General features: G+C 72.6%; 18 protein-coding genes. 10 read left to right on the top strand and 8 right to left on the bottom strand.

Annotated features, from left to right (window positions below; translation table 11 throughout):
* Positions 1-2: 2 nt before the first annotated feature.
* Both DDW44_RS20675 and DDW44_RS20680 read left to right on the top strand, forming a co-directional pair.
* Positions 3-1475: an asparagine synthetase B family protein gene (locus tag DDW44_RS20675; protein WP_208647989.1), complete on the top strand. Its 1473-nt coding sequence runs from the start codon at positions 3-5 to the stop codon at positions 1473-1475.
* Positions 1472-2242, top strand: coding sequence for a class I SAM-dependent methyltransferase (locus DDW44_RS20680; RefSeq protein WP_208647990.1), 771 nt, complete (start codon positions 1472-1474; stop codon positions 2240-2242). The genes DDW44_RS20675 and DDW44_RS20680 overlap by 4 nt, the downstream gene beginning before the upstream one ends.
* Positions 2243-2439: 197 nt before the next feature.
* Here DDW44_RS20680 and DDW44_RS20685 read toward each other — a convergent pair whose 3' ends face one another.
* From DDW44_RS20685 to DDW44_RS20700, 4 genes are all read right to left on the bottom strand, one after another.
* Entirely contained in the window at positions 2440-6273 is a 3834-nt protein-coding gene (locus DDW44_RS20685) for a multifunctional oxoglutarate decarboxylase/oxoglutarate dehydrogenase thiamine pyrophosphate-binding subunit/dihydrolipoyllysine-residue succinyltransferase subunit (protein WP_108907325.1), read from the bottom strand.
* 291 nt (positions 6274-6564) lie between these two features.
* Positions 6565-7656: a HAMP domain-containing sensor histidine kinase gene (locus DDW44_RS20690; protein ID WP_108907326.1), complete on the bottom strand. Its 1092-nt coding sequence runs from the start codon at positions 7654-7656 to the stop codon at positions 6565-6567.
* Positions 7653-8396 (bottom strand): response regulator transcription factor, encoded by a 744-nt coding sequence (locus tag DDW44_RS20695; protein ID WP_017947063.1) that lies wholly within the window; start codon positions 8394-8396, stop codon positions 7653-7655. Before DDW44_RS20695 ends, DDW44_RS20690 begins: the two co-directional genes overlap by 4 nt.
* A gap of 83 nt (positions 8397-8479) precedes the next feature.
* Positions 8480-9175, bottom strand: coding sequence for a spermidine synthase family protein (locus DDW44_RS20700; RefSeq protein ID WP_108907327.1), 696 nt, complete (start codon positions 9173-9175; stop codon positions 8480-8482).
* Positions 9176-9687: 512 nt separating this feature from the next.
* On the opposite strand from DDW44_RS20700, the gene lon reads away from it, so the two are divergent.
* Positions 9688-12090 (top strand): endopeptidase La, encoded by a 2403-nt coding sequence (gene lon / locus DDW44_RS20710; protein WP_108907329.1) that lies wholly within the window; start codon positions 9688-9690, stop codon positions 12088-12090.
* A gap of 464 nt (positions 12091-12554) precedes the next feature.
* Here the strand turns inward: lon and DDW44_RS20715 are convergent, their stop codons facing one another.
* Entirely contained in the window at positions 12555-13583 is a 1029-nt protein-coding gene (locus DDW44_RS20715; protein ID WP_108907330.1) for a helix-turn-helix domain-containing protein, read from the bottom strand.
* A 150-nt stretch (positions 13584-13733) separates the two neighbouring features.
* Between DDW44_RS20715 and DDW44_RS20720 the strand changes: the two genes are divergently transcribed.
* Positions 13734-16577, top strand: a complete 2844-nt coding sequence (locus DDW44_RS20720; RefSeq protein WP_108907331.1) for a M4 family metallopeptidase — start codon at positions 13734-13736, stop codon at positions 16575-16577.
* 185 nt (positions 16578-16762) lie between these two features.
* Positions 16763-17272 carry a MarR family winged helix-turn-helix transcriptional regulator gene (locus DDW44_RS20725; protein ID WP_018892083.1) on the top strand — a complete coding sequence of 170 codons (510 nt, stop codon included), beginning with the start codon at positions 16763-16765 and terminating at the stop codon, positions 17270-17272.
* A 59-nt stretch (positions 17273-17331) separates the two neighbouring features.
* Here DDW44_RS20725 and DDW44_RS20730 read toward each other — a convergent pair whose 3' ends face one another.
* Positions 17332-18147, bottom strand: coding sequence for a protein phosphatase 2C domain-containing protein (locus DDW44_RS20730; protein ID WP_108907332.1), 816 nt, complete (start codon positions 18145-18147; stop codon positions 17332-17334).
* A 373-nt stretch (positions 18148-18520) separates the two neighbouring features.
* Between DDW44_RS20730 and DDW44_RS20735 the strand changes: the two genes are divergently transcribed.
* The 5 genes from DDW44_RS20735 to DDW44_RS20755 all read left to right on the top strand — a co-directional run bounded on the left by DDW44_RS20735 (position 18521) and on the right by DDW44_RS20755 (position 24655).
* On the top strand, positions 18521-21856 hold the full coding sequence (locus DDW44_RS20735) for a sensor histidine kinase (RefSeq protein WP_108907333.1): 3336 nt from the start codon (positions 18521-18523) through the stop codon (positions 21854-21856).
* The gene (locus DDW44_RS20740) at positions 21853-22335 is read left to right on the top strand and encodes a roadblock/LC7 domain-containing protein (protein WP_026165155.1); all 483 of its coding nucleotides are present in this window, start codon (positions 21853-21855) and stop codon (positions 22333-22335) included. Before DDW44_RS20735 ends, DDW44_RS20740 begins: the two co-directional genes overlap by 4 nt.
* Positions 22332-22745, top strand: a complete 414-nt coding sequence (locus DDW44_RS20745) for a DUF742 domain-containing protein (RefSeq protein ID WP_017947053.1) — start codon at positions 22332-22334, stop codon at positions 22743-22745. Before DDW44_RS20740 ends, DDW44_RS20745 begins: the two co-directional genes overlap by 4 nt.
* Entirely contained in the window at positions 22726-23349 is a 624-nt protein-coding gene (locus DDW44_RS20750; protein ID WP_017947052.1) for a GTP-binding protein, read from the top strand. Before DDW44_RS20745 ends, DDW44_RS20750 begins: the two co-directional genes overlap by 20 nt.
* Positions 23350-23413: 64 nt before the next feature.
* Positions 23414-24655 carry a styrene monooxygenase/indole monooxygenase family protein gene (locus DDW44_RS20755; RefSeq protein ID WP_018892086.1) on the top strand — a complete coding sequence of 414 codons (1242 nt, stop codon included), beginning with the start codon at positions 23414-23416 and terminating at the stop codon, positions 24653-24655.
* A gap of 276 nt (positions 24656-24931) precedes the next feature.
* On the opposite strand, the gene DDW44_RS20760 is transcribed toward DDW44_RS20755, so the two are convergent.
* Positions 24932-25819 (bottom strand): coiled-coil domain-containing protein, encoded by an 888-nt coding sequence (locus tag DDW44_RS20760; protein ID WP_108907334.1) that lies wholly within the window; start codon positions 25817-25819, stop codon positions 24932-24934.
* A 389-nt stretch (positions 25820-26208) separates the two neighbouring features.
* The gene (locus DDW44_RS20765) at positions 26209-26484 is read right to left on the bottom strand and encodes a hypothetical protein (protein ID WP_027734513.1); all 276 of its coding nucleotides are present in this window, start codon (positions 26482-26484) and stop codon (positions 26209-26211) included.
* Positions 26485-26597: the final 113 nt, after the last annotated feature.

Raw genomic sequence — 26597 nt, forward strand, 5'->3', positions numbered from 1 at the left:
GTATGTTGTCGATGCGTCTGCGCCTGGCCGATCTCCAGGAGCCGAAGTGGCGGTCTGAGGGCGGCCGTTGGGGCAACGGCGAGAGCTGGATCGAGCCCGCGAACGTGTCCACGTTGGTCATGGAGGTCAACGACGACCGAGCGCCGCGCGTACGGGTCCGCGTGAAGGAGTGCAGGGGGGACGAGGCCGACTTCGTCGAACTCACCATGGAGCCCGGACAAGCCCGCCTGGCGGCGGGCGTCTTCGGCACAGCCCCGCTCTACCTGGCAGAGAAGGCCGGCGAGCTCCACGCCTCTTGGGACCTGACGCTGCTGCGACTGCATCTGCGGGCCGACCGCCTGGTGCCGCGCGTTGTCGCCCGCACGCTGACGAGGCAGCACCGCTACACGTCCGAGACGCTCTTCGAAGGCGTCTACCGCCTCACCGAACGGGCAGCGGCCACCCTGACCTCTCACGGGCTCAACATTCACTACCCCGAGCCCGCCGAACACGTACTTGAACCACGTATGCTCCGGCTCGGGGTTGATCCGCTAGCCGCACTGGACGACTTGCTGACCGACGTGATCCGTCAGGCGCCGACGGCAACCGGATGCGTGGGCGTCGAACTGTCCGGCGGCGCGGACTCCGGGAACGTCGCCCTGGCCGTGAAGGCGGCCCGCTTCCCGGATGTGTACAGCTTCGGCCTGCTGGTGGGAGGAAGCACCGGCAGGCAACAGCGCGAGCGGCGTCGGGTCCTTGTGGAGCACTGCGGCTTCAGAGACACGGCCACCCCCGCCATGCAGCACCCACCCTTCTGCCCTGGAGGCGTACGCTCCCTGTGCAAGCCGCACGATCCGGCCGGAGCCTTCTACCAGGAGGCGTTCGACGTCGTACGCGAGCAGGCAGCCGCCCGGCGATGCGAGGTCATGTTCACGGGCAGCGGCGGGGACGAGATCAACGCACACCACTCCAGGACGCAGGTCGAACTGCCGACGCCGGAACCCGTGCCGTGGCTCGGCAAGAAGGCGGTCCGAGCGCTTTCCGAGGCGAATGAGTACCTGGCCCCCATCCCGGTGCTGCCCGTACCGACCCTGATGGCGTTCGGGATGCACAACCCCGGATTCCTCCGGGCCGGAATCTGGCCGGTGAGCCCGCTCGCCCACCCGCGGATCGTGCGGTTCATGGAGCAGCTGCCACACGAGTACAAGCGCGGCAAGGCGCTGTTCCGCGAGCGGATCAGACGGGCTGGGCTGCCCGAGTGGGTGGCCGCGCCGGCCGAACCGGAGAACTTCCTGGCCGTCCTGGAGAAGGGGCTGCGGTCCTGCGGGCTGCCCGTCCTGGACAGCATGCTCAAGGAGTCCATCCTGGTGGACCTCGGCTACGTTGACGGCAAGGTTCTCGCCCAGGCACGGAGGAACGCCGACTCCGCGCCGGTCGTCCCCGATCTGCTGTGCGATGTGCTCGCCCTGGAGGTCGGGCTGCGAAGCCTCGTGTGACCAGCCCCGACACGGAAGCCGAGCACGTGGAAGCCACCAACCTCCTCTATCGCGATCCGGCACTCTACGACGTGGTCCAGTCCGACAGCACGAGCGCCGGAATGTGCCAGACCCTGATCGAGCTGCACCAGCCGGGCGCCAGGACCCTCGTCGACTTCGGATGCGGTACCGGCCGGGACCTGGAGATGCTCGCCAAGCGCTACGAGTGCATCGGTGTGGACCTTCAGCCCGGTCTGGTCGACTACGCCCAGCAGGCCCGGCCCGGACTGGACGTCCGTACCGGCGACATGCGTACCGTACGACTCGGCAAGCGCATGGACGTGGTGACCTGCATGGGCAACAGCCTCGCGTACGCGCACCACAACCACGATGTCGGCCAGGTCTTCGCCACCTTCGCCGCCCACGCCCAGCCAGGAGCGCTGCTCGTGCTGTGTTCCCCCGTCGCCCCGATCACCCGGACCGAGCCGACCACCGCCACGGTCGACACCCCGACGGGACCCGCGACCGTCACCATCCGCCACACGTGGGACCTGCGGACCCAGATCAACACCATGCACCGGCACTGGATGCTCCCCTCGGGCGACGAGGCCCGAGACGAGATCCGCAGGCGCGTCCTGTTCCCCCGGGAACTCGAACGCTACGCCGAGGGAGCCGGCTTCGAGGTCCTGGACATGCTCGACGGCGACGGCGACGGCGACGGCGACGGCGCAGGGGCAGGGCTGACCGGCCCCACCGTGTACACGGTGGCCCGACGAACGCCGCGGTGACCAGCGGTGCGAGCAACGGCACCAGCACCAGCCGCCCGGCTCTTGACTGCAGTAGCGCGTAGACCGGCTCGCGGTCCCGCGCGGCACACGCCGTAGCGGTCGCCGCGTACGCCCGAGGGCCCGGCCCCACGCGATCGCTCGCGTGGGGCCGGGCCCTTCCGTCCGGTGCGTACCGCCGCAGCGGTGCTCAGGCGGGGTCAGGCCTCGAAGACCTCGTTGACCAGCTGCTGCTGCTCCGCCTGGTGCCGCTTCGCCGAGCCCACCGCCGGGGACGAGGAGTGCGGGCGGGAGATGCGGCGCAGGCGCTCGCCGTGCGGGATGTCCGCGCCGACCGCCAGGTCCAGGTGGTCGATCAGGTTGAGCGCGATGAACGGCCAGGCACCCTGGTTCGCCGGCTCCTCCTGGACCCACAGGTACTTCTCGGTGTTCGGGAACTTGGCGATCTCGGCCTGCAGTTCCGCGCCCGGCAGCGGGTACAGGCGCTCCAGGCGGATGATCGCCGTGTCCGTGACACCGCGCTTCTGCCGCTCGGCCTCGAGGTCGTAGTAGACCTTGCCGGAGCAGAAGACGACCTTGCGGACGTCGGCCGCGTTCACCGCTCCCGAATCGACCCCGGTGTCGCCGATGACCGGGCGGAAGCCGCCGGTGGTGAACTCCTCCACCTTGGACGCCGCGGCCTTCAGACGCAGCATCGACTTCGGGGTGAAGACGATGAGCGGCTTGTGGTGCGGGTTGTGGACCTGCCAGCGCAGCAGGTGGAAGTAGTTCGACGGCAGGGTCGGCATGGCGACCGTCATGTTGTTCTGCGCGCACAGCTGGAGGAAGCGCTCAGGGCGGGCGGAGCTGTGGTCCGGGCCCTGGCCCTCGTAGCCGTGCGGCAGCAGCAGGGTGACGCCGGAGGTCTGGCCCCACTTCTGCTCGGCCGAGGAGATGAACTCGTCGACGACGGTCTGGGCGCCGTTGACGAAGTCGCCGAACTGGGCCTCCCACATGACCAGCGACTCGGGGCGGGCCAGCGAGTAGCCGTACTCGAAGCCCATCGCCGCGTACTCGCTGAGCAGCGAGTCGTAGACGTTGTAGCGGGCCTGGTCCTCGGACAGGTAGAGCAGTGGGGTGTGGTCCTCGTTGGTCTCCTGGTCCACCAGCACCGCGTGGCGCTGGCCGAAGGTGCCCCGGCGGGTGTCCTGGCCGGCGAGCCGGACCGGGGTGCCCTCCATCAGCAGCGAGCCGATGGCGAGGGTCTCGCCCATGCCCCAGTCGATCGTGCCGTCCTCGACCGAGGCCGCGCGGCGCTGCAGCTGCGGCAGCAGCCGCGGGTGGACGGTGATGCTCTCGGGGACGTTGACCTGGGACTCGGCGATCCGCTTGACGACCTCCTGGGAGATCCCCGTGGTGACGGACACCGGGAACTCGGCCTGCGCGTCCGGGACCTGGGCCGGGGCCGGGTGGCTGGTGGCCTCGCGGACCTCCGCGAAGACCTTCTCCAGCTGGCCCTGGAAGTCCTGCAGCGCCTGCTCGGCCTCTTCCAGCGTGATGTCGCCGCGACCGATGAGCGACTCGGTGTAGAGCTTGCGCACCGAACGCTTCTTGTCGATCAGGTTCACCATCTGCGGGTTGGTGAACTGCGGGTTGTCGCCCTCGTTGTGACCGCGGCGGCGGTAGCAGATGAGGTCGATCACGACGTCCTTGTTGAACGTCTGGCGGAACTCGAAGGCGAGCCGCGCCACCCGGACGCACGCCTCCGGGTCGTCGCCGTTCACATGGAAGATCGGCGCCTCGATCATGCGGGCCACGTCGGTCGCGTACATCGACGACCGCGACGACTCCGGGGCGGCGGTGAAGCCGACCTGGTTGTTGATGACGATGTGGACCGTGCCGCCGGTGCGGTAGCCGCGCAGCTGCGACATGTTCAGGGTCTCGGCCACGACACCCTGGCCCGCGAAGGCCGCGTCGCCGTGCAGGGCGACCGGCAGGACGGTGAAGTCCGTGCCGCCCTTGTTGATGATGTCCTGCTTGGCGCGGACGACGCCCTCGAGGACCGGGTCGACCGCCTCCAGGTGCGACGGGTTGGCGACCAGCGACACCGTGATCTGCTCGCCGTCCAGGCCGGTGAAGGTGCCCTCGGCGCCGAGGTGGTACTTCACGTCGCCGGAGCCGTGCATCGACTTCGGGTCGAGGTTGCCCTCGAACTCGCGGAAGATCTGCGCGTACGACTTGCCGACGATGTTCGCCAGGACGTTGAGCCGGCCGCGGTGGGCCATGCCGATGACGACCTCGTCGAGGCGGGACTCGGCGGCCGAGTCGATGACCGCGTCGAGCAGCGGGATGACGGACTCGCCGCCCTCCAGCGAGAAGCGCTTCTGGCCGACGTACTTGGTCTGCAGGAAGGTCTCGAAGGCCTCCGCGGCGTTCAGCCGGCGCAGGATGCGCAGCTGCTCCTCGCGCTCCGGCTTGGCGTGCGGGCGCTCCACCCGGTCCTGGATCCACTTGCGCTGCTTCGGGTCCTGGATGTGCATGAACTCGATGCCGGTGGTGCGGCAGTACGAGTCGCGCAGGACGCCGAGGATGTCGCGCAGCTTCATCATCGACTTGCCGCCGAAGCCGCCGACGGCGAACTCGCGCTCCAGGTCCCACAGGGTGAGCCCGTGCTCGGTGATGTCCAGGTCGGGGTGCTTGCGCTGGCGGTACTCCAGCGGGTCGGTGTCGGCCATCACGTGGCCGCGGACCCGGTAGGAGTGGATCAGCTCGAAGACCCGGGCGGCCTTGGTGACGTCGTCGTCGTGCGAGGCGTCGATGTCCTTGAGCCAGCGGACCGGCTCGTAGGGGATGCGCAGCGCCTCGAAGATGTCGTCGTAGAAGCCGTCCTCGCCGAGGAGGAGGTTGGCGACGATCCGCAGGAACTCGCCGGACGCGGCGCCCTGGATCACCCGGTGGTCGTACGTGGAGGTCAGGGTCATGACCTTGGAGACGCCCAGCTTGTTCAGGGTGTCCTGGGAGGTGCCCTGGAACTCGGCCGGGTAGTCCATCGAGCCGACACCCATGATCACCGACTGCCCGGGCATCAGCCGCGGCACGGAGTGGACGGTGCCGAGGCCGCCGGGGTTGGTCAGCGAGACGGTGACGCCGCTGAAGTCGTCCATGGTCAGCTTGTTGCTGCGGGCGCGGCGGACGATGTCCTCGTATGCCTGCCAGAACTCGAAGAAGTTCATGGTCTCGGCCTTCTTGATGGCCGCGACGACGAGCTGCCGGTCGCCGTTCGGCTTCACCAGGTCGATGGCGAGGCCGAGGTTCACATGCGGGGGCTTGACCAGGACGGGCTTGCCGTCCTTGTCGCCGTACGACCAGTTCATCGACGGCATGGCCTTGATCGCCTGCACCATCGCGTACCCGATGATGTGCGTGAAGGAGATCTTCCCGCCCCGGGCGCGCTTCAGGTGGTTGTTGATCACGATGCGGTTGTCGAAGAGCAGCTTCACCGGGACGGCGCGGACGGACGTGGCCGTCGGCAGCTCCAGCGAGGCGTTCATGTTCTTCGCCACCGCGGCGGAGGGGCCGCGCAGCGGCAGCATCTCCGGGCCGTCGGCAGCCTTGCCGGCGTCGGCGGCCGGGGCCGCGGGCTTGGCCGGAGCGGCGGCCGGCTTCGCGGCCGCGGCGGGCTTCGCCGGTGCCTGTGCCGGCGCCGAGGCCTGTGCCGGGGCGGCCTGTGCCGGCGCCGGTGCGGCGGGGGTCTGCGCGGCGGGGGCCGCGGGCGCCGGAGCCTGTGCGGTGCCCGGCGTCTGCGTGGCCGTCGCGGCCGTCGTGTTCGTCGGAGCGGGCGGCGTCGGCGCGGCCTCGCTGGTGGCCCCGCCGCCCGGCTTGTAGTCGGCGAAGAAGTCCCACCACGCGCGATCGACGGAGTTCGGGTCCTGGAGGTACTGCTGGTAGATCTCGTCGACGAGCCACTCATTGGCCCCGAACGCGGCAGCGGGGTTCTTCCCCTGCCCGTCGGGGTCGGTCGACGTACTCGAGTTACTGGGGGACTGAGACGACACGGCGGCAACCGCCCTCTTCCGCTTCACAAGGTGATGGACAGCGGAAATAAAGGCTACGCCTACGCGGTGGGGAGGTGCAGGCCGGGCGTGGTCTTCGTCGCCTAAGTCACACCTGGCAACCGGTTTCGGCGTAGGAATTGGCGGGAAACAAGCGCGGTTCCCCTGCGGACCGGGTACGGCGGAGCGCGGCTGCGGCCACCCGGCCGCACCCGTGCCCTGCTCCCCGGGCACAGGGACGCAGGACGCGCCCGTCCGGTTCGCCACGGGCTTCGCTCCTCTTCGAACCCTACGTCAACCGTGCGACGAGGGGATTCCCGGGAGGGTGACCCGGATGCGGCAGCCGCGCGTCGATTCGGCCACTCCGATGCGGCCGCCGTGCAGCTCCACCGCCCAGCGGGCGATGGCCAGGCCCAGGCCGGTGCCCCCGTCGCTGCCCGGGCCGTGCTTCGACGGGGCGCTGCCCCGGTTGAACCGCTCGAAGACCCGGTGCCACTCCGACTCGGGGATCCCGGGCCCCTCGTCCTGGACCTCCAGGTCCAGGGACTCGGCCAGGGCGCCCCGGCGGGCGCGAACCGTGACCCGGCCGTGCGGAGGGGAGTGCTTGACCGCGTTGTCGATCAGGTTCGCCACGACCTGGTGCAGCCGCTCCGCGTCCGCGTGCGCGGTCAGCTCGGGCGGCGACACGTCCAGGTGCAGATGGACGTCCTTCCGGGTGTGGTTGCCGGAACCCGAGGGCAGCCGGCGCTGCCCGGCGGCGAGATTGGCCTCCTTCAGCACCCCGGACAGATAGGGCCAGACCTCGAAGCGCCGGGCCTTGAGCGCGACGACCCCGTTGTCCAGCCGGGACAGGTCGAGCAACGTCTCGACCAGCCGGGACAGCCGCTCCGTCTGCTTCAGGGCGGTGCGCATCGTCTCGGGGTCGGCGGCCGAGACGCCGTCCACGACGTTCTCCAGCACCGCACGCAGGGCCGCGATGGGGGTGCGCAGCTCGTGCGAGACGTTGGCGACCAGCTCCTTGCGGTGCCGGTCCACGGCCTCCAGGTCGTCCGCCATGCGGTTGATCGTGGAGGCGAGGTCGCCGAGCTCGTCGCGGCGCCCGTCGCCGCGCACCCGGCGGCTGAAGTCGCCGTGGGAGATCGACTTCGCGACGGTGTTCATCTCGTCCAGCGGAGCGGTCAGCCCGTGCGCCACGAACTGGGTGATCAGCAGCGTGGTGATCATCGCGAAGACCGTGATGTAGCGCAGCTCCGCCCCGGTGCGGAAGGCGACCAGCGCCAGCCCGGTCGTGATCAGCACCGCCATGACCACCAGCGCACCGAGCTTGGTCTTGATCGAGATCTCCACCGCGCCCAGCCGGGAGCGGGGCCGGCTCCGCCGGGTCATGGCGCCGGGGTCTCCAGGGCGTACCCGACGCCGTGGACCGTGCGGATCCGCTCGGCGCCGATCTTGCGCCGCAGCGCCTTGATGTGGCTGTCGACCGTGCGGGTGCCGGAGGCGTCCGCCCAGTCCCAGACCTCCGCGAGGAGCTGCTCGCGGGAGAGGACCGCGCGCGGCGTGTTGGCCAGGCAGACCAGCAGGTCGAACTCGGTCGGTGTCAGGTGCACGTCCTCGTTCCTGACCCGTACGCGCCGCTGGGCGTGGTCGATCTCCAGCTCGCCGAGGCGCAGGATCCCGCTGCGCGGTGTCACCGCGGCCAGCGCGGCGCGCTCCACCCGGCGCAGCAGCACGTGCACCCGGGCGGCCAGCTCGCGCATCGAGAACGGCTTCGTCATGTAGTCGTCGGCGCCCACGCCGAGCCCGACCAGCATGTCGGTCTCGTCGTCACGCGCGGTGAGCATCAGTACCGGGACCGGGCGCTGCGCCTGGACCCGGCGGCACACCTCGAGACCGTCGAAGCCGGGCAGCATCACGTCGAGGACCATCAGGTCCGGCTGCCAGGCCTCGGCCGCGTCCACGGCCGACGGGCCGTCGGCCGCGGTCTGGACCAGGAAGCCCTCGGCGCGCAGACGGGCCGAGATGGCGTCGACGATGGTGGTGTCGTCCTCGACGACCAGCACCCGGCGCTGGGCGCTTCCGGTCGGGTGCACCGCCGCGCCGTTGCTGCTGGTGTGTGTCTGCTCCATCGCCCCGCCCCTGTCGCGCACTGCGAGCTGCGTGTAGATCGGTGTGTCAGGTAGGCAGCGTAAAGGCACCGAGCAGGTCCCGGCTACGCAGGGCGAACTGCCAGGTGGACCACGTCGGGTACGCCTCGGGCAACCACGACCTCTTCGGTTCTTACCCCGCTGAATCCGGCATTCCGCAACGTCTGCTCGAATGTCCGGGAGGGCTGTGCCGACCAGACGGCGAGCACCCCGCCGGGGTTCAGGCACCGCGCGCAGGCCCTCAGTCCGTCCGGTGCGTAGAGGCCGCCGTTGCCCTCGGTGACGGTCCAGTCGGGGCCGTTGTCGATGTCGACGCAGAGCGCGTCGTACGTGTCCGAGGTGCTGTGGAGATGCGCCACCAGGTCCGTGTGCAGGACGGTGGTGCGCGGATCGGCGAGTGCCGCGGCGGAGAGGTGCCTCAACGGGCCCGTGGTGTGCCAGTCGATGATCGCCTGCTCCCGTTCGGCGACGGCGATCCGGGACCAGCCGGGTTCGGCGGCCGCGCGGGCCAGGGAGAAGCCGACTCCCAGCCCGCCGATCAGCACGGACGGGTCCGGGCGGCCGGCGAGGGCCGCGTACGCGGCGTCCATGAGCAGCCGCTCCGAGCGGCCGTCCGATGTGTCCATCAGGAAGCAGCCGTTGGCGATGATCTCGTGGATCTCCCCGTCGGGGCCGCGGCGTTCGCGCAGGACCACCTCGCCGTACGGTCCTTCCCGCCGGTCGAGGGTCCGGGGGCCGGTGGCGTGGCTGAGGGGGTCCATGGACCCTCAGATTACGGGCTGTTGCGCGGCCCCGGCGGTGTTCCGGGGTCCGGTCGGTGTTGCGCGGCCCCGGCGGTGTTCCGCGGTCCGGTCGGTGTTGCGCGGCCCCGGCGGTGGGCGCGCGGCGCCACGGGGGAGAGTCGTCGCCGTGCCGCCGGAGAACCGGGCCGCAGACCCCGGCCGGAGAGCCCTGCCGGAGAACCGGCCGCAGGCCCGGCCGGAGACCCTGGCCGGGGAGCCGGCCCCGCTGACCGTGGCCTCGGCGTGGACCCGTGGTCGTGGCGTGGCACCGCGGCCTCGCCGGTGTGACCGGGGTCCCGCCGGTGTGACCGAGGTCTCGCCGGTGTGGCCGAGGCCGTCCACGTGGTCGATGAACCCGCCGCCCGGCCGGTGCACCTGTCGTCGCGGACGTGACGAGGGGGATCGCTCACAGCGAACACCACCCCGGGAACATCGGGGACACCCTTTGCATTGAGTCGATGTAACTCAACTTGACTGCCGAAGGGGAGATCATGGCTTCGACGCCCACACCGCTCACCCTGCCTGTGCTTCCGCTCGACGACGAGGTCGTGCTGCCCGGAATGGTGGTGCCGCTCGACCTGTCCGACAACGACGTACGGGCCGCGGTGGAAGCCGCCCAGGCAGCAGCACGAGCGGAGCCCGGGAAGCCGCGGGTGCTGCTCGTCCCCCGGATCGACGGCACCTACGCCGCGACCGGTGTGCTCGGCACCGTCGAGCAGGTCGGGCGGCTCTCCGACGGAGACCCCGGCGCCCTCATCCGCGGTCACAGCCGGGTACGCGTCGGCGCCGGTACGACCGGTCCCGGCGCCGCCCTCTGGATCCACGGCACCCTCATCGACGAGGCCCTGCCCGACCCGCTGCCCGGTTCGGTCACGGAACTCGTCAAGGAGTACAAGGCCCTCGCCACCAGCTGGCTGCGCAAGCGCGGGGCGTGGCAGGTCGTGGACCGCGTCCAGCAGATCGACGACGTGGCGGCGCTCGCCGACAACGCCGGCTACTCGCCCTTCCTGTCCACCGCGCAGAAGGTCGAGCTGCTGGAGACCAGCGACCCGGCCGCCCGGCTCAGGCTCGCCACCGAACAGCTCCGCGAGCACCTCGCCGAACAGGACGTGGCCGAGTCGATCGCCAAGGACGTCCAGGAGGGCGTCGACAAGCAGCAGCGCGAGTTCCTGCTGCGCCGCCAGCTCGACGCGGTCCGCAAGGAACTGCGCGAGCTCCACGGCGAGTCCGACGGAGAGGAGTCCGACGACTACCGCGCCCGGGTCGAGTCCGCCGACCTCCCGGAGAAGGTCCGCGAGGCCGCGCTCAAGGAGGTCGACAAGCTGGAGCGCGCCGGCGACCAAAACCCCGAGGGCTCCTGGATCCGCACCTGGCTCGACACCGTCCTCGAACTGCCCTGGAACGAACGCACCGAGGACGCCTACGACATCCGCGGGGCCAAGGCCGTCCTGGACGCCGAGCACGCGGGCCTGGACGACGTGAAGGAACGGATCACCGAGTACCTCGCGGTCCGCAAGCGGCGTTCCGACCGGGGCCTCGGCGTGGTCGGCGGCCGCCGCGGCGGCGCGGTCCTCGCCCTCGTCGGCCCGCCCGGTGTCGGCAAGACCTCGCTCGGCGAGTCCGTCGCGCACGCGATGGGGCGCAGGTTCGTCCGTGTCGCGCTGGGCGGCGTCCGGGACGAGGCGGAGATCCGCGGTCACCGGCGGACCTACGTCGGCGCGCTGCCCGGCCGGATCGTCCGCGCCGTCAAGGAGGCCGGGACCATGAACCCGGTGGTCCTCCTCGACGAGATCGACAAGGTGGGCTCCGACTTCCGGGGCGACCCCGCGGCGGCGCTGCTCGAAGTCCTGGACCCGGCCCAGAACCACACGTTCCGCGACCACTACCTGGAGGTCGAGCTCGATCTGTCGGACGTGGTCTTCCTGGCGACGGCCAACGTCCTGGAAGCCATTCCGGAGGCGCTGCTCGACCGCATGGAACTGGTCAGGCTCGACGGCTACACCGAGGACGAGAAGGTCGTCATCGCCCGGGACCACCTGCTCCCGCGCCAGCTGGAGCGGGCCGGTCTGGAGCCGGGCGAGGTGACCCTCGAGGAGTCCGCGCTGCGCAGGCTGGCGGGCGAGTACACCCGGGAGGCGGGCGTGCGGAACCTGGAGCGCGCGATCGCCAGACTGCTCCGCAAGGTCGCGGCCCAGCACGAACTGGGCCGGCGGGAGCTGCCGTTCACCGTCGGCGACGGCGACCTGCGCGCGCTGATCGGCCGGCCGCACCATGTGCCCGAGTCCGCCCAGGACCCGGCGGAGCGCCGTACCGCGGTGCCGGGCGTGGCGACGGGGCTCGCGGTCACCGGCGCCGGGGGCGACGTCCTCTACGTCGAGGCGTCGCTGGCCGACCCGGAGACCGGTGCCTCCGGACTGACCCTCACCGGTCAGCTCGGCGACGTGATGAAGGAGTCCGCACAGATCGCACTGAGCTTCCTCCGCTCGCACGGCGCGGAACTGGAGCTGCCCGTCGGCGATCTGAAGGACCGCGGCGTGCACATCCACTTCCCGGCGGGCGCGGTCCCGAAGGACGGGCCGAGCGCGGGCATCACGATGACGACCGCGCTGGCGTCGCTGCTCTCGGGCCGGCAGGCCCGCACGGACGTGGCGATGACCGGTGAGGTGTCGCTGACCGGGCGGGTGCTGCCCATCGGCGGTGTGAAGCAGAAGCTGCTCGCCGCGCACCGCGCCGGGATCACCACGGTCGTGATCCCCAAGCGGAACGAGGCCGATCTGGACGACGTCCCGGCCGAGGTGCTGGAGAAGCTGGAGGTGCACCCCGTGACGGACGTCCGCCAGGTCCTGCGGATCGCGCTGTCCCCGGCCGAGGTGACGGTGCCGGCCGCGGCCTGAGCCGCGGGATACCTGCCGCCTTCCCCACGGTCGCCGTCGCCGTATGCCACCCCGTTCCGGCGGGGCGGTGTACGGCGACTGGCGTTCCCGGCGCCGCGTGGACGGCTGCCGTACCCCGGCCCGGCGTGGACGGCGCGACTGCCGCTCCCCGTGCCGCGTGGACGGCGACCGCCCTTCCCGGCCCCGCGCGAACGGCGGCTGCTGTTCCCGCCGTGTCCCCACTCCCGTGCCCCCGCTGCCGCGTCCCTCCGCTCCCGTGCCCCCGCTCCCGCCGTGTCCCCGCCCTCGCGTACCCGCGCGCCGTCGCGACCGCTCGCGGAGGCGGGCCCCCGGCCACCGGGGACGCACCTCTCACCCCCGCCGGAGCAGCGCCGCCGGGACGCGGGACCTCAGCCGGCGCTGCTCCGGCGGGAGCCTGCGCCGGGATTCCCCTCCCGCCACCGGGGAGAGGAGGACGTGAGACGTCAGTCGCCGTCGAGCCATCCCCGCAGGGTCGCCCGCGCCCCGGCCTGGAAGCGGGTCTCCGCGCCGAGCGACTCCAGCAGTCTGCTGATCCGCCGCCGCGCGGTGTGCACATGGACGCCCAGCCGGCGTGCGATCGCCTCGTCCTTGAGGCCGGCGGCCAGCAGGGCCAGCAGTTCCCTCTGCTCCGGGGGCAGCGCCCCGCCCGCGGGGGGCGGCTCCGCCGGCGGTCCGCCCACCGGGGCCGCCCGGTCCCACACCGTCTCGAAGAGCGGTACGAGCGCGTGGCGCAGCAGCGCGTCTCCGACCAGCAGCGCCGACGCCTTCGGGTCCGCCGCGTCGCCCGGGGGCAGCAGTGCGGTCCGCCGGTCGACGGCGATCAGCCGGGTCGGTACGGCCGGGGCGACCCGGGCCCGCAGCCCCCGCTCCACCAGCGCGTTGAGGGTCCGGATCCGCTCCGGGGCGGCGAGGCCGTCCCGGTCAAGGACGGTCCGTACGGTCACCCCGCGGTCCAGCAGTCCCTCGACGCCCGCCCCCGGCAGGCGGAAGGTCCCGTACCCCCGCCGGTCCCTGACGTACGGGGGGCGGTCCAGGACGACCACTTCGCGCTCCGCGGACGCGAGCAGGTCGTCGGCGCGCTCCTCGATCGCCCGCTGCCCCGTGATGACCTCGATGCCGCTTCCGGGAGCGGCCGGTGCTCCCGCCGTCAGCCGACCGGCGAGCTGATCGGCGGTCATCCGTAATCGCTCGAGTTCGGCTGATTTCATGTGCAGCTCGGCCTGGCGGCGATGGATGAGGCTGCGGATCGCGGCGGCCGGTGCGGCCGGGCGCGGCAGCGTCCCGCTCCCGCGCGGCGGCAGTGCGAGACCGTGCTCCACGAGCCGGCCGAGCGCCGCGTCCACGTCGTCCCTCCGCAGCCGGAGGTGCCTGGCCAACTCCTCCGCGCCCTCGGCCCGTTCCTCCAGCAGGGCTTCGTACACGCGCTCCTCGGTGGCCCCCAGGCCGAGGTAGGGCAACTCCGCCTCGATCATGCCGGGGATTCTCACTCCGGCTTCACAGAACACACAAGTGGGCATGTCCACTTCTCAACCCACCCGCCGCATTGCCCGGTTGAGGCCCCACGGGTTGCATGGCCATGACCACCTGAACCGGCTGACCAGCACGTGGGAGGGGTACGTACTGTGCGCAAGCCCAGGCACAACCAGGGAAGACCGGCACACGGCATCACCAGGGGGACGGGGGCCGCGGCGCTCCTGGCCGCTGCCGGCCTCCTGATCACCGCGGTTCCGGCCCAGGCGGCGACCCCGCCGCCGGCGCCGCCCGTCGAGGTCGTCCCCGGGGAGGACACCGCGACACCCGCTCTCGTCGAAGGGCTGAAAGAGCCCGTGGACGCCAAGGCCGCTCCCGCGGACGCGGCCCGCGGGCACCTCGAGGCCAGGGAGAGCCGCTACCGCATCGCCGAGCCCCGGCGGGACCTGACTCCCGTGCGGACGCTCAAGCGGGGCGCCGACGAGACCGTACGGCTGCAGCAGCGGCACCGGGGGGTACCGGTGCTCGGCGGCCAGTACGTGGTGCGGATGGAGAAGTCCGGCGGCGAACGCGTCGTCACCGGCACCTCCGGCAAGTACTTCACGGGGCTGACCACCGGCACCGAGGCGACGGTCGCCGAGGACGTGGCGGTGCGCCGCGCGGTGAGCGCCACCGCGGCCCGGCTGGGCGGATCCCGGCTCACCGAGGCCGACGCGGTCCGCGAGGAGGGCGAGAAGTCGCAGAAGGCGCGGTCGCTCACCGGCACCGCGCGCGGCCTCGTCGTCATCCCGCGGGGCGAGGGCGTGCTGGCGCGCCATGTGACGGTACGCGGTACGGACCCGGTGACGGGCGAGCCGGTGCTGGAGGAGGTGTACGTCGACGCGCGATCCGGCTTCCCGGTGCTCCGGTACAGCGGCATCAAGTCCGTCACCGGCGCGTCGCGCGCCGCCACCCGGCCCGAGCGGGCGGGCGCCGCACCGGCGGCCGCCGCGGCCGACGAGCCCGCCGTCTCCGCCGCCAAGGGCAGCGGTCTGCGCCTCGACGGCGGCAAGGTCGATCTGGAACTCACCCTGGACGGGGCCACCGGCCGGTACGGCATGACCGACCGCGCCCGCATGGCCGACACCACCAAGAACACGCTCGGCACCTGGGACGCCTCCAGCCACGACGTCGGCGACGTCGCGGGCCGGTGGCCGAGCGGCATCAGGGTGTTCGAGTCCGCGACCGCGGAGTTCGGCAAGGCGGCCACCGACGCCGGTGCCGTCGACGCCCACTGGGCGGCCGGACAGGTCTACGACTACTTCAGGAAGCAGCACGGCCGGAACGGTCTCGACGGCCGAGGCTCCAGTGTCAACTCACTGGTCGGCGTGACCCTCTTCGGCGGCTCCTACGTCAACGCCTTCTGGGACGGCCAGAAGATGGTGTACGGCTCGGGCGACGAGGAGTTCAAGCCGCTGGCCGCCGATCTCGACGTCGTGGGCCACGAGATGACCCACGGAATCGTGGAGAACACCGCCAACCTCGTCTACGCGGGCCAGTCCGGCGCTCTGAACGAGGCCGTCGCCGACTACTTCGGCAACGCCATCGACGTCACCGCCTCGGGCCGGTCCATGGACGACCCGGACGCGGGCCTCATCGGCGAGGACCTGTGCCGCACCAAGGGCCCGCGGGACTGCGCGCTGCGTGACCTCGACGACGGCGCGACCACCTCGAAGAACTTCCTCGGGGTGACCTTCGCCACCGACAACGGCGGTGTCCACCTCAACTCCACCGTCTTCTCGGGCGCGCTGTGGGACATGCGCCAGGACCTCGGCGGGGAACTCGCCGACCGGATCGTCTACAAGGCGCTGTCCGAGTACATGACGCCGCTCGACGGCTTCACGGAGGGCCGCAACGCCGTGCTGGCCGCGGCCCGGGACCTCGGCGCCACCGCGAAGCAGCGGAACGTGGTGAAACGATCCTTCAGTGCTCACGGCATCGTGCCGGGCTGGGAGGACGCGCTCGGCGCCGACAGTGACCGGCTCCTCGGCAAGCTGAACACCAGCGGCACGGGAGTGCAGGCCGGCGGCGGCTGGTGGACCGCGTCGCAGTCCAACGACGACGGCTCCGAGCCGTACTCGGTCTACGCGGGACGGGCGGACGGCTCCGGTCATCCCAAGCTGATCAGCCCGAACGACGGACGCTTCCACGTCTCCCCGGCGACGGACGGCAAGACCGTCGTCTGGGCGGCGTACGGCGCGACGAGCCTGGACGTCCTCTCCCGCCCGCTCGCCGGCGGTCCCATCAAGAAGCTGTACACCACGACCAGCGACATCTCGGGGCTGCGGGTCGAGAACGGCGTCGTGGTCTTCGAGAGCTACGGCATCTTCGGCGACCGCCACGTCGGCTACCTCCGGCCCGGCGATACCAGGCCGACCTACGCCGACGGCGGCAGCTTCTTCCTGGCCACGGCACTCCCGTCGATCTCGCAGGGCAGGATCGCCTACGCCAAGCTCTACCCGGGCGAGACCGGCTACCGGCTCGGCGTCGAGGTCCTGGACCTCGGCACCGGCACCAAGACGCTGACGGGGCAACTCGGCGAGCCGCAGAGCCTCGGTCAGACCGGCATCAACTCGCAGCACGTCTTCTGGCTGACCGACGAGAACCTCGCCGACACCGGCCAGGCGGGTGTGCGCCGTGCCGACCTCGACGGCCGCAACGTCTTCGACATCGCCCCCGAGGCGAAGCCGCGGGCCCTGCACGGTGTCGACCTGACCGTGTCCGAGGACGCCGTCACCGTCACCAGCCAGACGCCCGACACCCAGTGGCGCAACGAGACGCTGTCGAAGCTGTGGCAGCTGACCACGGACGGCAGCCGGCTGGACCGCGTCTCCTGCAACCGCGGTGAGCAGCTGTCGCCCGCCGCGGTGTCCGGCAGGCAGGTGGTGTGGCTGGACGGCACGACCGGCTTCACGGACCTGGTCACCCGCACCCGCCCCGCGGGCCTCTGCGGCTGATCACCGCCTGTTGACCGGAGCCCCCGGTGCGGCACCGCCGCGCCGGGGGCTCCGTGCGCCGGTACCGGCGCCGGTGCCCGCCGCCCGCCGGCCCCTGCGAAATACTGGGCGAGCCGCGGCGACGGGGGCCGCCGAGGGGAACTCATGGCCGGGAGACCCCGGGAAACCCATGGCCGGGAACGCGTGTGAAGGGTGCTGACGTGCACGGAAGCGGTACGGGGAACGACACCGGGCCGAACGGAGGCAGCGGTGCGGACCAGGAGTTCCGGGAGTTCCTCGCCCTGGAGCGGGAGCTGGCCGTGTTCCTGCGCCGGGCCCGGGCGAGCTCGGGCGAGATGGCCCGCGAGGTCCACCCCGGACTGGAGCCCTCCGCCTACGGCCTGCTGGTACGGCTGGAGGAGTGCGGGGCACAGCGCGCCACCGATCTCGCCGGGTACTTCGGCGTCGGCAAGGCGACGATGAGCCGGCAGCTGCGCGCGCTGGACGAACTCGGCCTGGTCACCCGCGAGCCCGACCCGGCCGACGGCCGCGCCTGGCTCGTCCGGCTGACCGACGAGGGACTCACCCGCTTCCGCGCGGTACGGAAGGCCCGGCGCGAGCGGTACGTGCGGAAGCTGGCCGGCTGGGACCGCGGCGAGGTCGCCGAACTGGCCCGGCTGCTGCACCAGCTCAACGCCCGCTCCGAGGAGGGCTGAGGAGGGCTGAGGACAGCTGAGGACGGCTGAGGAGTCCCGGCACGCCGCCGTCCGACGGGTCAGGACCCGGGGAGCGGCGGATCCGAGGGGGCCTGGAGTTCCGCGTACACCGCGGTCGCGTCGTCGTGGGTCTTCCAGCGGGTCTCGCCGCCCCGACGGGCGTCCGCGGCCTCCAGCGCCCGCACCCGGCCGACCAGCCCGTTCGGCCCCTCCTTGCGCAGCAGCTCCATGAGGTCCGCCCAGCTCCCCTCCGCGAAGAGGTCGGTCCAGCGGGACGCCCCGTCGGTCAGGGCGACCACCGCCCGCACGTCCGCACGCGGAGTCGTGCCCGTGACCGCGCGCGCCGCCACCGCCGGGTCCGCGGCCGCCGTGAAGAAGCCGCCGTCCCGGTTGCGCAGGGCGTCCGTCGCGCTGAGCGAGCGGAGGACCTCCCTCGGGATGCGGTCCAGCCGGTCGTCCAGCACCGCGTGCACCACCCCGTCCGGCGCCTCCAGCAGAAGCGTCGAGTCCGAGAGGACCAGATGCTCGACCGATTCCCCGTTCCAGCGAACCGCCACCACGGTTGCCTGGGGCGTGCGGACGTGAGAAAGGTCACAGCTGTCGCGGTGGGCGTCGGCGGTGCGCCGGATGGACAGGGCCAGCGCCTCGGCCAGGGGCATATCCCTCCGCGAACCGGACAGTTCGAGCAGGGCTCCGCCCAGATGTGAGGTGAACCAGGGGACGCCGTGCACACAACCGTCGCCGCCCCGGGGCGGCGTCACCCCGTCGAGGACCACCAGCGATCCGCCCTGGCCCGAGGCCGGGAGGGCGAGTGACGCCCAGTCCTCGTTCGGGCGTTCGGCGGTGCCGGGTACGGTGGCGAGCTCGAAGCGCATGGTCCCCAGTCTGCACGAGCCGACACGCTTTCTTCACGAAGCCTGCAAGGGTGGAGAATTGGTCTCCACCAGCCGCTCGACCTGGGCCTTCTCGGCGGAATCGGCGGCCCCGCCGAGCTGCGGGCGGGCATCCTGCCAAAGCCTGGGCCGAAGGTCCAACCGATCCCCTGTGCGCAGGGAAAGTGCAATTGCGAACGGGTTGTTTGCCAACTCCGGAGTGATGTTCACTCGTTCGTGTGGCGGAGCGGCCGATGTGCGCCCCCCTCTTGAAGCCGCTGGGATGGTCGTGGATCGTGCCAGAGGTGGGGGACTCGCGTGATGACCGGCCGTCACCTCTGCTTCATGGGCGGACGAGTCAGGAATGCGAGCACCGGTGCAGAAGAAGCGGCCTCGGGGCAAGGGCAGCACGGACGGCACGGCCTCTTCGGGGCCCGCGGCACCTCAGGTACCCCCGTCGCCCGCGATCCCCTCGGCGACGTCGGACGATCGTGCGGCTCCCGTACCCCCGGCGTACACGGAACCCTCGGCCGAGGCCCGCGCGGCCTCCGACCCCACGCTCCTCCCCGGCGGGCGCCCCGTGCGCGTACGCCGCCGGCTGGTCGCGGGCGTCGCCGCGGTCACCCTCACGGTGGCGGCCGCCGGTGCTCCGGCGATCCTCCTCGCCTCCGACGACCTCAGCGAGTCCCAGCGGCTCGTCACCCTCGCCGAGCTCAACCGCCAGGCCGTCACGCTGGCCCACTCCCTCGCCGACGAGCGCGACGAGGTCACCGCGTACATCGCGGCAGGCCGCGAGGACCAGCAGGGCGACAAGAAGGACCGCCGCGAGATCTCCGGCAACCGAGGTGCCCGGGTCGACCGGCAGATAGACGAGATCCGCGGCAACGTCCCGGCCGACCACGCCGACCTGCGCCGCGGTCTCGGCACCGTGAACTCCGTCCGACGCACCGCGCTCACCGGCAAGGGCACCGCCCTGGAGGCGTACAAGGCGTACACCGACATCATCGAAGGGCTGCACGCGCTCGCCGACGAGCTCGCCGAGAGGACCCCGGCCCGCGCCGCCGAGGCCACCCGCGCGCCGGCGGCCCTCGGCCTCGCCGTCGAGCAGGCGTCCGCCACCCGCGGCCTGCTGCTCGCCGCGCTGTCCGTGCCCGGCCCCGCGAACGACGGCCCCTCCTTCGACCCGGTCACCGGGCTGCCGGTCGAGGACGAGGGCGACGCCAGGACCGAGGAGGCCCGCAACGTCCTGAGCGCCGCCGCGCAGCAGGCGCGCGTCCGCGAGCTCGCCGCGCTCGCCGACTTCGACCAGGCCGCGGGCACCGCGGCCCGCGCCCGGCTCACCGGCACCGTCACCGGTCCCGACGTCAAGACGGCCGAGGCCTACCTCGCCCGTCTCACCGACCAGCCCGAACTCTCCGAGAAGGACCGCGAGTCCAGCCGCGAGAAGCTCGAGGACTCGCTGTCCGCCAGGATCGAGCAGATGCGCGGCGTCGAGTCCGCGCTCGCCTCCGCCCAGGTCGAACGCCTGGAGCAGCTCCGCGACGACGACGTCACCGCCCTGGAACTGCGCATCGCGCTGCTCGGCGGCTGTCTGCTCGTCGTCGTGGGCATCTCCGCGGCCGTCGCCCGCACCCTCACGCGCCCGCTGGCCGTGCTCCGCATCGGCGCCGCCCGCCTCGCGGGGGCGCCCGAGGGCGAGGAGCCGATCCGCTTCACCGGCCGCAACGACGAGTTCGCCCAGGTCGTACGGTCGCTCAACACCCTGCACGGCAAGCTGGTGGACCTCGCCGCGCGGAGCCGCCACCTGGACGCCGAACGCGGCGAACTGACCTCCGCGAGTGCGGAGTTCGCCGCCCGGCGGGCCGAGCTCCAGGAGCGCACGGCGGAGGTCACGGAGCAGCTCGACAAGCTGCGCCGCACGGTGGGCCACACCTTCGTCAACCTCGCGCTGCGCACCCTCGGCCTCGTCGAGCGCCAGCTGGGTGTCATCGAGGGCCTGGAGGAGCGCGAGCAGGACCCGGACCGGCTCGCCACCCTCTTCAAGCTCGACCACATGGCCACGGTGATGCGCCGGCACAGCGAGAACCTGCTGGTCCTCGCCGGAGCCGAGCACGGCCACAGCCACCCCGGCCCGGTGCCGCTGGTCGACGTCATGCGCGCCGCGGTCAGCGAGATCGAGCGGTACGAGCGCGTCGTCATCCAGTCCCTGCCGCCGCACGCCCACGTCGCCGGGTTCGCAGCCGACGACCTCAGCCACCTCGTGGCGGAACTGCTGGAGAACGCCACGTCCTTCTCGCCTCCGGACGCCCAGGTCCAGCTCTCCGGCTGGCTGCTGGAGAGCGGCGAGATCATGCTCTCGGTCCAGGACGAGGGCATAGGGATGGCCCCCGACCGGCTCGAGGAGCTCAACACGCGCCTGGCGTCCACCGAGCGGGTGGACGACCTCGACCCCGCCGCGGGCGGCGAGGGACTGGGCCTGAAGGTGGCCGGTCTGCTGGCCCGCCGCCACGGAGTGCGCGTCCAGCTGCGCGAGCAGAAGGGCGGCGGCATCGCCGCGGTCGTGGTCCTTCCGCAGGGCCTGCTGCCCGAGGGCGCGGCGACCGCCTCCCCGCAGGCGGCTCCCGTGCCCGGCGCCGGTCCGGCGGTGAACCTCCCCGGCTCGGTCGCGGAGGCCAACTCCAACGCGCTGCCCGGCCGTCGCGTTCCCGCCGGTGACCCCCTGGTCGCCGCCGCTGAGAAGGCCGTCCAGGACGCCGGAGTGGACGGGCCCGCGCCCGCCGTGCCGGGGCCCCGGCAGTCCCCGGAGACGGGCACGGACGCGGGGACGGACACGGGACATGACACGGTGACGGCGACGGCGAGCGGTTCGGCGACCGGTGCGGCGAGCGGTTCGGCGAGCGGTGCGGCGAGCGGTGCGGCGAGCGGTTCGGGCACGGAGTACGGGGCCACGACCTCCGGAGCCGGATCCTTCGCGCCGCAGCCGGGCGTGGAGCAGGTGGGCCCCGACGCCGGGGCGGCTCCCGGGCGTTCGCCCTTCGCGCCCGGCCCGTCGGACACCCCGGCCGAGTTCGGCGCCGGGGCCACGACCGGGGAGGCGTACGGCCGCGACGGCGGGTACGGCCGCGACGGCGGGTACGGCCGCGACGGCGAGTACGGGCCCGACGGCGAGTACGGGCGAGAGTACGGGCACGACCGCGAGTACGGGCGAGAGCACGGGCCCGACGGCGAGGCCGCCGGGGAGCCCGCCGCCACCGCCCCGGAGACCACCCTCCAGGTCCGTCTGCCCCACCCCGCGCCGGAGCCGGAGGCCCACGGGCGCGGCGTGACGGGGGCCGCACCCGGCGGAGCGCACGCGGCGAGCGACCCCGGCCCCGGCCCCGACTCCGGTCCCGGCGGCGCGGACCCGACCGGTCACCGTGCCCCGGAACCCGAGGCTGCCGCGCAGCCCGGCGACCCCGCGGAGATCGTCACCGACAAGGGCCTGCCCAAGCGGACGCCCAAGGTCGTCGCACCGCTCGGCGCGCCCAAGGAGCGCCGCGGGTCCGTCGACGCCGAGGAACTCCGCCGCCGGCTCGGCGGCTTCCACCAGGGCGCCAAGGACGGCCGCCGCGACGTGGAGGCGGAGTTCGCCGACCCCGCCCGGGCACACGGCACGGAACAGACGTCACAGAGCGAGGAATCGGGGGACACCGTCGAGGAGGCACACAGTTGACCGCGACAGGAACCTTCGGGCTGAGCAGCGAAGCCCGTAACCTTCACTGGCTGTTGGGCAACCTCGTCGAGGAGGTACCGGGAGTACGCTCCGTCGCCGTCGTCTCGTCCGACGGGCTGCTCCTGCTCTCCTCCGACCCGGCGCACAACACCGCACCCAGCGCGACGCAGCGCCAGGACGGCCCGCGCGGTTCCAGCGCCGACCTCGCCACCATCGTCTCCGGCATCGGCAGCCTGACCATCGGCGCGGCCAAGCTGATGGACGGCGGTGGCGTCAAGCAGACCATGGTCGCGATGGAGGAGGGCAGCCTCTTCGTGATGTCGATCAGCGACGGCTCGCTGCTCGGCGTGCACGCCACCGCGGACTGCGACATGAGCGTCGTCGCGTACCACATGGCGCTCTTCGTGGGCCGCGCCGGACACGTACTCACCCCCGAAGTCCGCAGTGAGCTGCGCAAATCGTTGGAGAGCGCCAAGTGACGTCCGCCGCCCAGCCCGCCCCCCGGCTCCCGGTACGGGGGGACGGAAAACGTCCCGCCCGCGTCCGCCCCTACTCGCTCACCGGAGGCCGCACCCGCTTCGGCCACGTCCTCCTCGTCGAGACGTTCGTCGCGGCCCTGGAGGCGGGCGACGAACGTAAGGAGCTGACGAACGGCAACCTCACCTCCCGTGTGATGCCGGAGATGCGGGCCATCGTCGAACTCTGCCGCCGGATGCGGACGGTCGCCGAGATCTCCGCGCTGCTGAAGATGCCCCTGGGCGTGGTCCGGGTGCTGCTCAGCGACCTCGCGGACCAAGGAATGATACGTGTGTACGGCACCGGGCACGGCGACGGCCGCCCCGACCGCGCGCTGCTCGAAAGGGTGCTGAGTGGACTCCGTCGTCTCTGACCTCCCCACCGCCGCGGAGGACGAGAACGTACAGCCCTGGCAGAACGACCACACCCGCGCACCGATCGCCACCAAGATCGTCGTCGCGGGGGGCTTCGGCGTGGGCAAGACGACCTTCGTCGGGTCGGTCTCCGAGATCACGCCCCTGCAGACCGAGGCGCTGATGACACAGGCGAGCGAGGAGACCGACGATCTCACCGCCACGCCGGAGAAGCAGACCACGACCGTCGCCATGGACTTCGGGCGGATCACCCTGGACGACGATCTCGTCCTGTACCTCTTCGGCACCCCGGGCCAGCAGCGGTTCTGGTTCATGTGGGACGACCTGGTACGGGGCGCGATCGGCGCGATAGTGATGGCCGACACCCGGCGGCTGAAGGACTGCTTCCCGGCACTCGACTACTTCGAGAGCTGCGGGCTCCCCTACGTCGTCGCCGTCAACCACTTCGAGGGGACCCCGTCCTACGAGGCCGACGACGTACGGGAGGCCCTGACCGTCCCGCCGCACGTCCCGGTTGTGATCATGGACGCGCGCCAGCGGATCACGGTGGTCGAGTCACTGCTCGCCCTCGTGGGCCACGCGCTCGACGCCACGCCCGAATAGCCTCCCGTCGTCCCCCCCAAGTCCCGTACGTCTCCATTCCCGTACGTCCAGAAAGAGACGCGCCATGCGGAAGATCCTCATAGTCGGCGCCGGTCAGTCCGGACTCCAGCTCGCCCTCGGCCTCCAGGCACAGGGCTACGAAGTCACCCTGATGTCCAACCGCACGGCGGACGAGATCCGGGCCGGCCGGGTCATGTCCACGCAGTGCATGTTCCACACCGCGCTCCAGCACGAGCGCGATCTGCAGATCAACTTCTGGGAGTCGCAGGCCCCGAAGATCCAGGGCCTCGGCGTCTCCGTGTCCGGTCCGGAGTCCCAGCGAGTCGTCGACTGGGTCGGAAAGCTCGACGGCTACGCCCAGTCCGTCGACCAGCGGCTGAAGATGGCCGGCTGGATGGAGACCTTCGCCCAGCGCGGCGGCCAGCTCGTCATCCACGGCGCGGCCGTGTCCGACCTCGACTACTTCGCGCGCACCTACGACCTGGTGCTGGTCTCGGCGGGCAAGGGCGAGCTGGTGTCGATGTTCGGCCGCGACGCCTCCCGCTCCCCGTACAGCGAGCCCCAGCGCGCCCTCGCGGTCGCCTACGTCCACGGCCTCGGCCCGCGCCCCGAGCACCCCGAGTTCGACGCGGTCCGCTGCAACCTGGTCCCGGGCGTCGGCGAGCTGTTCATCATGCCCACGCTGACCCTCTCGGGCCGGGCGGACATCCTGTTCTGGGAGGGCGTGCCGGGCGGCCCGCTCGACGTCTTCCAGGGCGTGAAGGACCCCGCCGAGCACCTCTCCCTCACGCTGGAGCTGATGGAGAAGTTCACGCCGTGGGAGTACGCCCGCGCGACGAAGGTCGAACTGACCGACGCCAACGGCACGCTGGCCGGCCGCTACGCCCCGACCGTGCGCAACCCGGTCGGACGGCTGCCCGGCGGCGGCCTGGTGCTCGGAGTCGCGGACGTCGTCGTCGCGAACGACCCGATCACCGGGCAGGGCTCCAACTCCGCCTCGAAGTGCGCCGCCGCCTACCTGGCGTCGATCGTGGAGCACGGCGACCGGCCCTTCGACGAGGAGTGGATGCGGTCGGCGTTCGACCGCTACTGGGAGACGGCGCAGCACGTCACCAAGTGGACCAACGCGATGCTGGGCGTCCCGCCCGAGCACGTGCTCAACCTGATCGGCGCGGCGGGCCAGCTCCAGCCGGTCGCCGACCGCTTCGCCAACGGCTTCAACGACCCGTCGGACTTCGAGAACTTCTTCTTCGACCCGGAGAAGACCTCGGCGTACCTGGCCTCGGTCGGCGGCACGGCCGCCTGACGCCGGCGGCTCCGCCCCGGCCTGCGATGTGCGCGGCCGGGGCGGAGCCATATGCCGAGCTCGTGACCGAGTCCGTGACCGAGCCCGTTGCCGGGCCAGTGACCGGCCGCGCGACCGAGCCCGTTGCCGGGCCCGTACGAGAGACCGCACCGGGACCGCCGGGGGAGGGGCGCCTGCCGACGGGGCTCCACCCGCGCCCGGCACCCTCCCGCTGCGGCGTGGTGCGGGCACGCGCGGAGGTGGGGACCGCCCGATCGGCGGCCGGGCGGCAGCCGGTCACGGGTACGGCGGCGCCGGAGCGACTGGAGCGACCGGAGCGACCGGAGCGGGGGCCGGGGCCGCCGGGCCCAGTGCGGTCAGGGCGGCGAGTTCCTCCGGTGAGAGCGAGGCCAGCACCTCCTCCACGTCGTCGAGGCGGCCCCGGAGCGTGTCCCGTTGCTCACGCTGCCGCTCGGCGAGGGCACGCTGCTCCTCGAAGGCCCTTCGGGCGGCCGCCGCCAGTGCGTCCGCCCGGCGCGTCCGCCTCTCCATCCGAGTGATCACCGCGCGGCTGCCGTCCGCCGCACGCTCCAGAAGCCGGCCCTGGTCCAGCGCGCTGCGGGGGTCGCGCGCCAGCAGGAGCCCGAGGTACGGGGACAGTTCGGTCCGGCCCTGGTACTGCCGCCGGGCCAGCCGTCCGGCCTCGTCGCGGCTGCGGGCGAGGGCGCTGCGGGCATCGGCGAGAGCGGTGCTCAGCCGCCTGGTCTCGGCTGCCCGGCCGGCGAGCACGTCACGGGTCGCGTCGTACGCCTCGCTGGCCTCCGCCGCCTGCCGGAACAGGCCCTGCAGCCGGGTGAGGGCCCGGGAGACCCTCGCGGGCACCGCACCGGCCACCGGCCCGAGCGCGGGCTTCCGCGGTGCCCTGGCCGCACCGCCCGGGGCCCGGAGCGCGCTCCCCGGCGCACCGGGCAGGGGCACGGCGGCGCCGGAGCCCGCTCCGTCGCGATCCGCGGGCGGACCCGGCGCGGCGGACACCCGTCCGCCGGGCGTTCCCCCGGCCTCCGCCGCCCGGGACGCCGGGTCCGCGAGTGCCCCGGGCCCGAGGTCCGTGGCCCCGACCGTCACCACCGTCACCACCGCCACCAGTGCCGTCGTGCGGAGAGCCCGCAGCGTTCTGCCCGACACGTCATCACCTCCGGTTGTGCACGGCCTCCGTCGGCGATGGTGCGGCGCGGCCCGTACGCCGGCAGTCCGGGTGGCCGGAACGGACCAATCCCGTCACCCGCCGCGGGTGTACCCGCCCGGGGTGCGGCGTGGCGGCTGGCCGTCCCGAGGGTCCGTCGTCGTCCGGCGGGCGGTTCGCAGCAGGCCCGCCCGCACCACGGCACTGCGGTGACCGGCTGCCCGGTCATCAGCCCCGGCAGCCGGTCACCGGTCGACGATCACCGGTCACCGGACTCCGGACCTTGTGCCCCGCGTACCGGAGCCGCCGCGGCCGGTGCCCGTCCGCAGGTCACCGCGTACCGGAGCCGCCGCGGCCGGGTGCCCGCACGCCACCGCGCACGCCGTCGCGCCTACTCGGCCCGCTTCGGCTTCGACCAGGGCCAGTTGAGTCTGCGGCGCTCCCGCCCCTCGGGGGCGTACTCGTACCTCCAGCCGCGCGGCAGCCCCAGTCGCCTGGTGTGCCCGGCGGTGACCCGCCGGTAGGCGTACACGGTGTGCGGACCGCCGTCCTCGGCCGGCACCGGCACCTCGTACCAGAGGGGAGGGTTGCCGGTGGGGCCGACCAGGACGGGCAGGACGCGCCCGTCGAGCGGCCCTCCGACGAAGGGGGTGTTCTCGCTTCTCACGCGTCCAGTCTCGCGCAGCGCCGCCGTCCCGTCCCTTCCGGGGCGGACCGGTGCCGGGCGGGCCCAGGGCGCGGCGGGGCGCGGCGTGCCCGTCGCGCCCGTCGAGCCCGTCC

This window comes from Streptomyces tirandamycinicus (genome assembly GCF_003097515.1).
In the GTDB taxonomy this organism is placed as follows: Bacteria; Actinomycetota; Actinomycetes; order Streptomycetales; family Streptomycetaceae; genus Streptomyces; species Streptomyces tirandamycinicus.

Bases quoted from the DNA above. Each gene is read 5' to 3' on its own strand.
- DDW44_RS20675 (WP_208647989.1), top strand. From the start codon at position 3: ATGTTGTCGATGCGTCTGCGCCTGGCCGATCTCCAGGAGCCGAAGTGG.
- DDW44_RS20690 (WP_108907326.1), bottom strand. From the start codon at position 7,656: ATGACCCGGCGGAGCCGGCCCCGCTCCCGGCTGGGCGCGGTGGAGATC.
- DDW44_RS20695 (WP_017947063.1), bottom strand. From the start codon at position 8,396: ATGGAGCAGACACACACCAGCAGCAACGGCGCGGCGGTGCACCCGACC.
- DDW44_RS20700 (WP_108907327.1), bottom strand. From the start codon at position 9,175: ATGGACCCCCTCAGCCACGCCACCGGCCCCCGGACCCTCGACCGGCGG.
- lon (WP_108907329.1), top strand. From the start codon at position 9,688: ATGGCTTCGACGCCCACACCGCTCACCCTGCCTGTGCTTCCGCTCGAC.
- DDW44_RS20715 (WP_108907330.1), bottom strand. From the start codon at position 13,583: ATGATCGAGGCGGAGTTGCCCTACCTCGGCCTGGGGGCCACCGAGGAG.
- DDW44_RS20730 (WP_108907332.1), bottom strand. From the start codon at position 18,147: ATGCGCTTCGAGCTCGCCACCGTACCCGGCACCGCCGAACGCCCGAAC.
- DDW44_RS20755 (WP_018892086.1), top strand. From the start codon at position 23,414: ATGCGGAAGATCCTCATAGTCGGCGCCGGTCAGTCCGGACTCCAGCTC.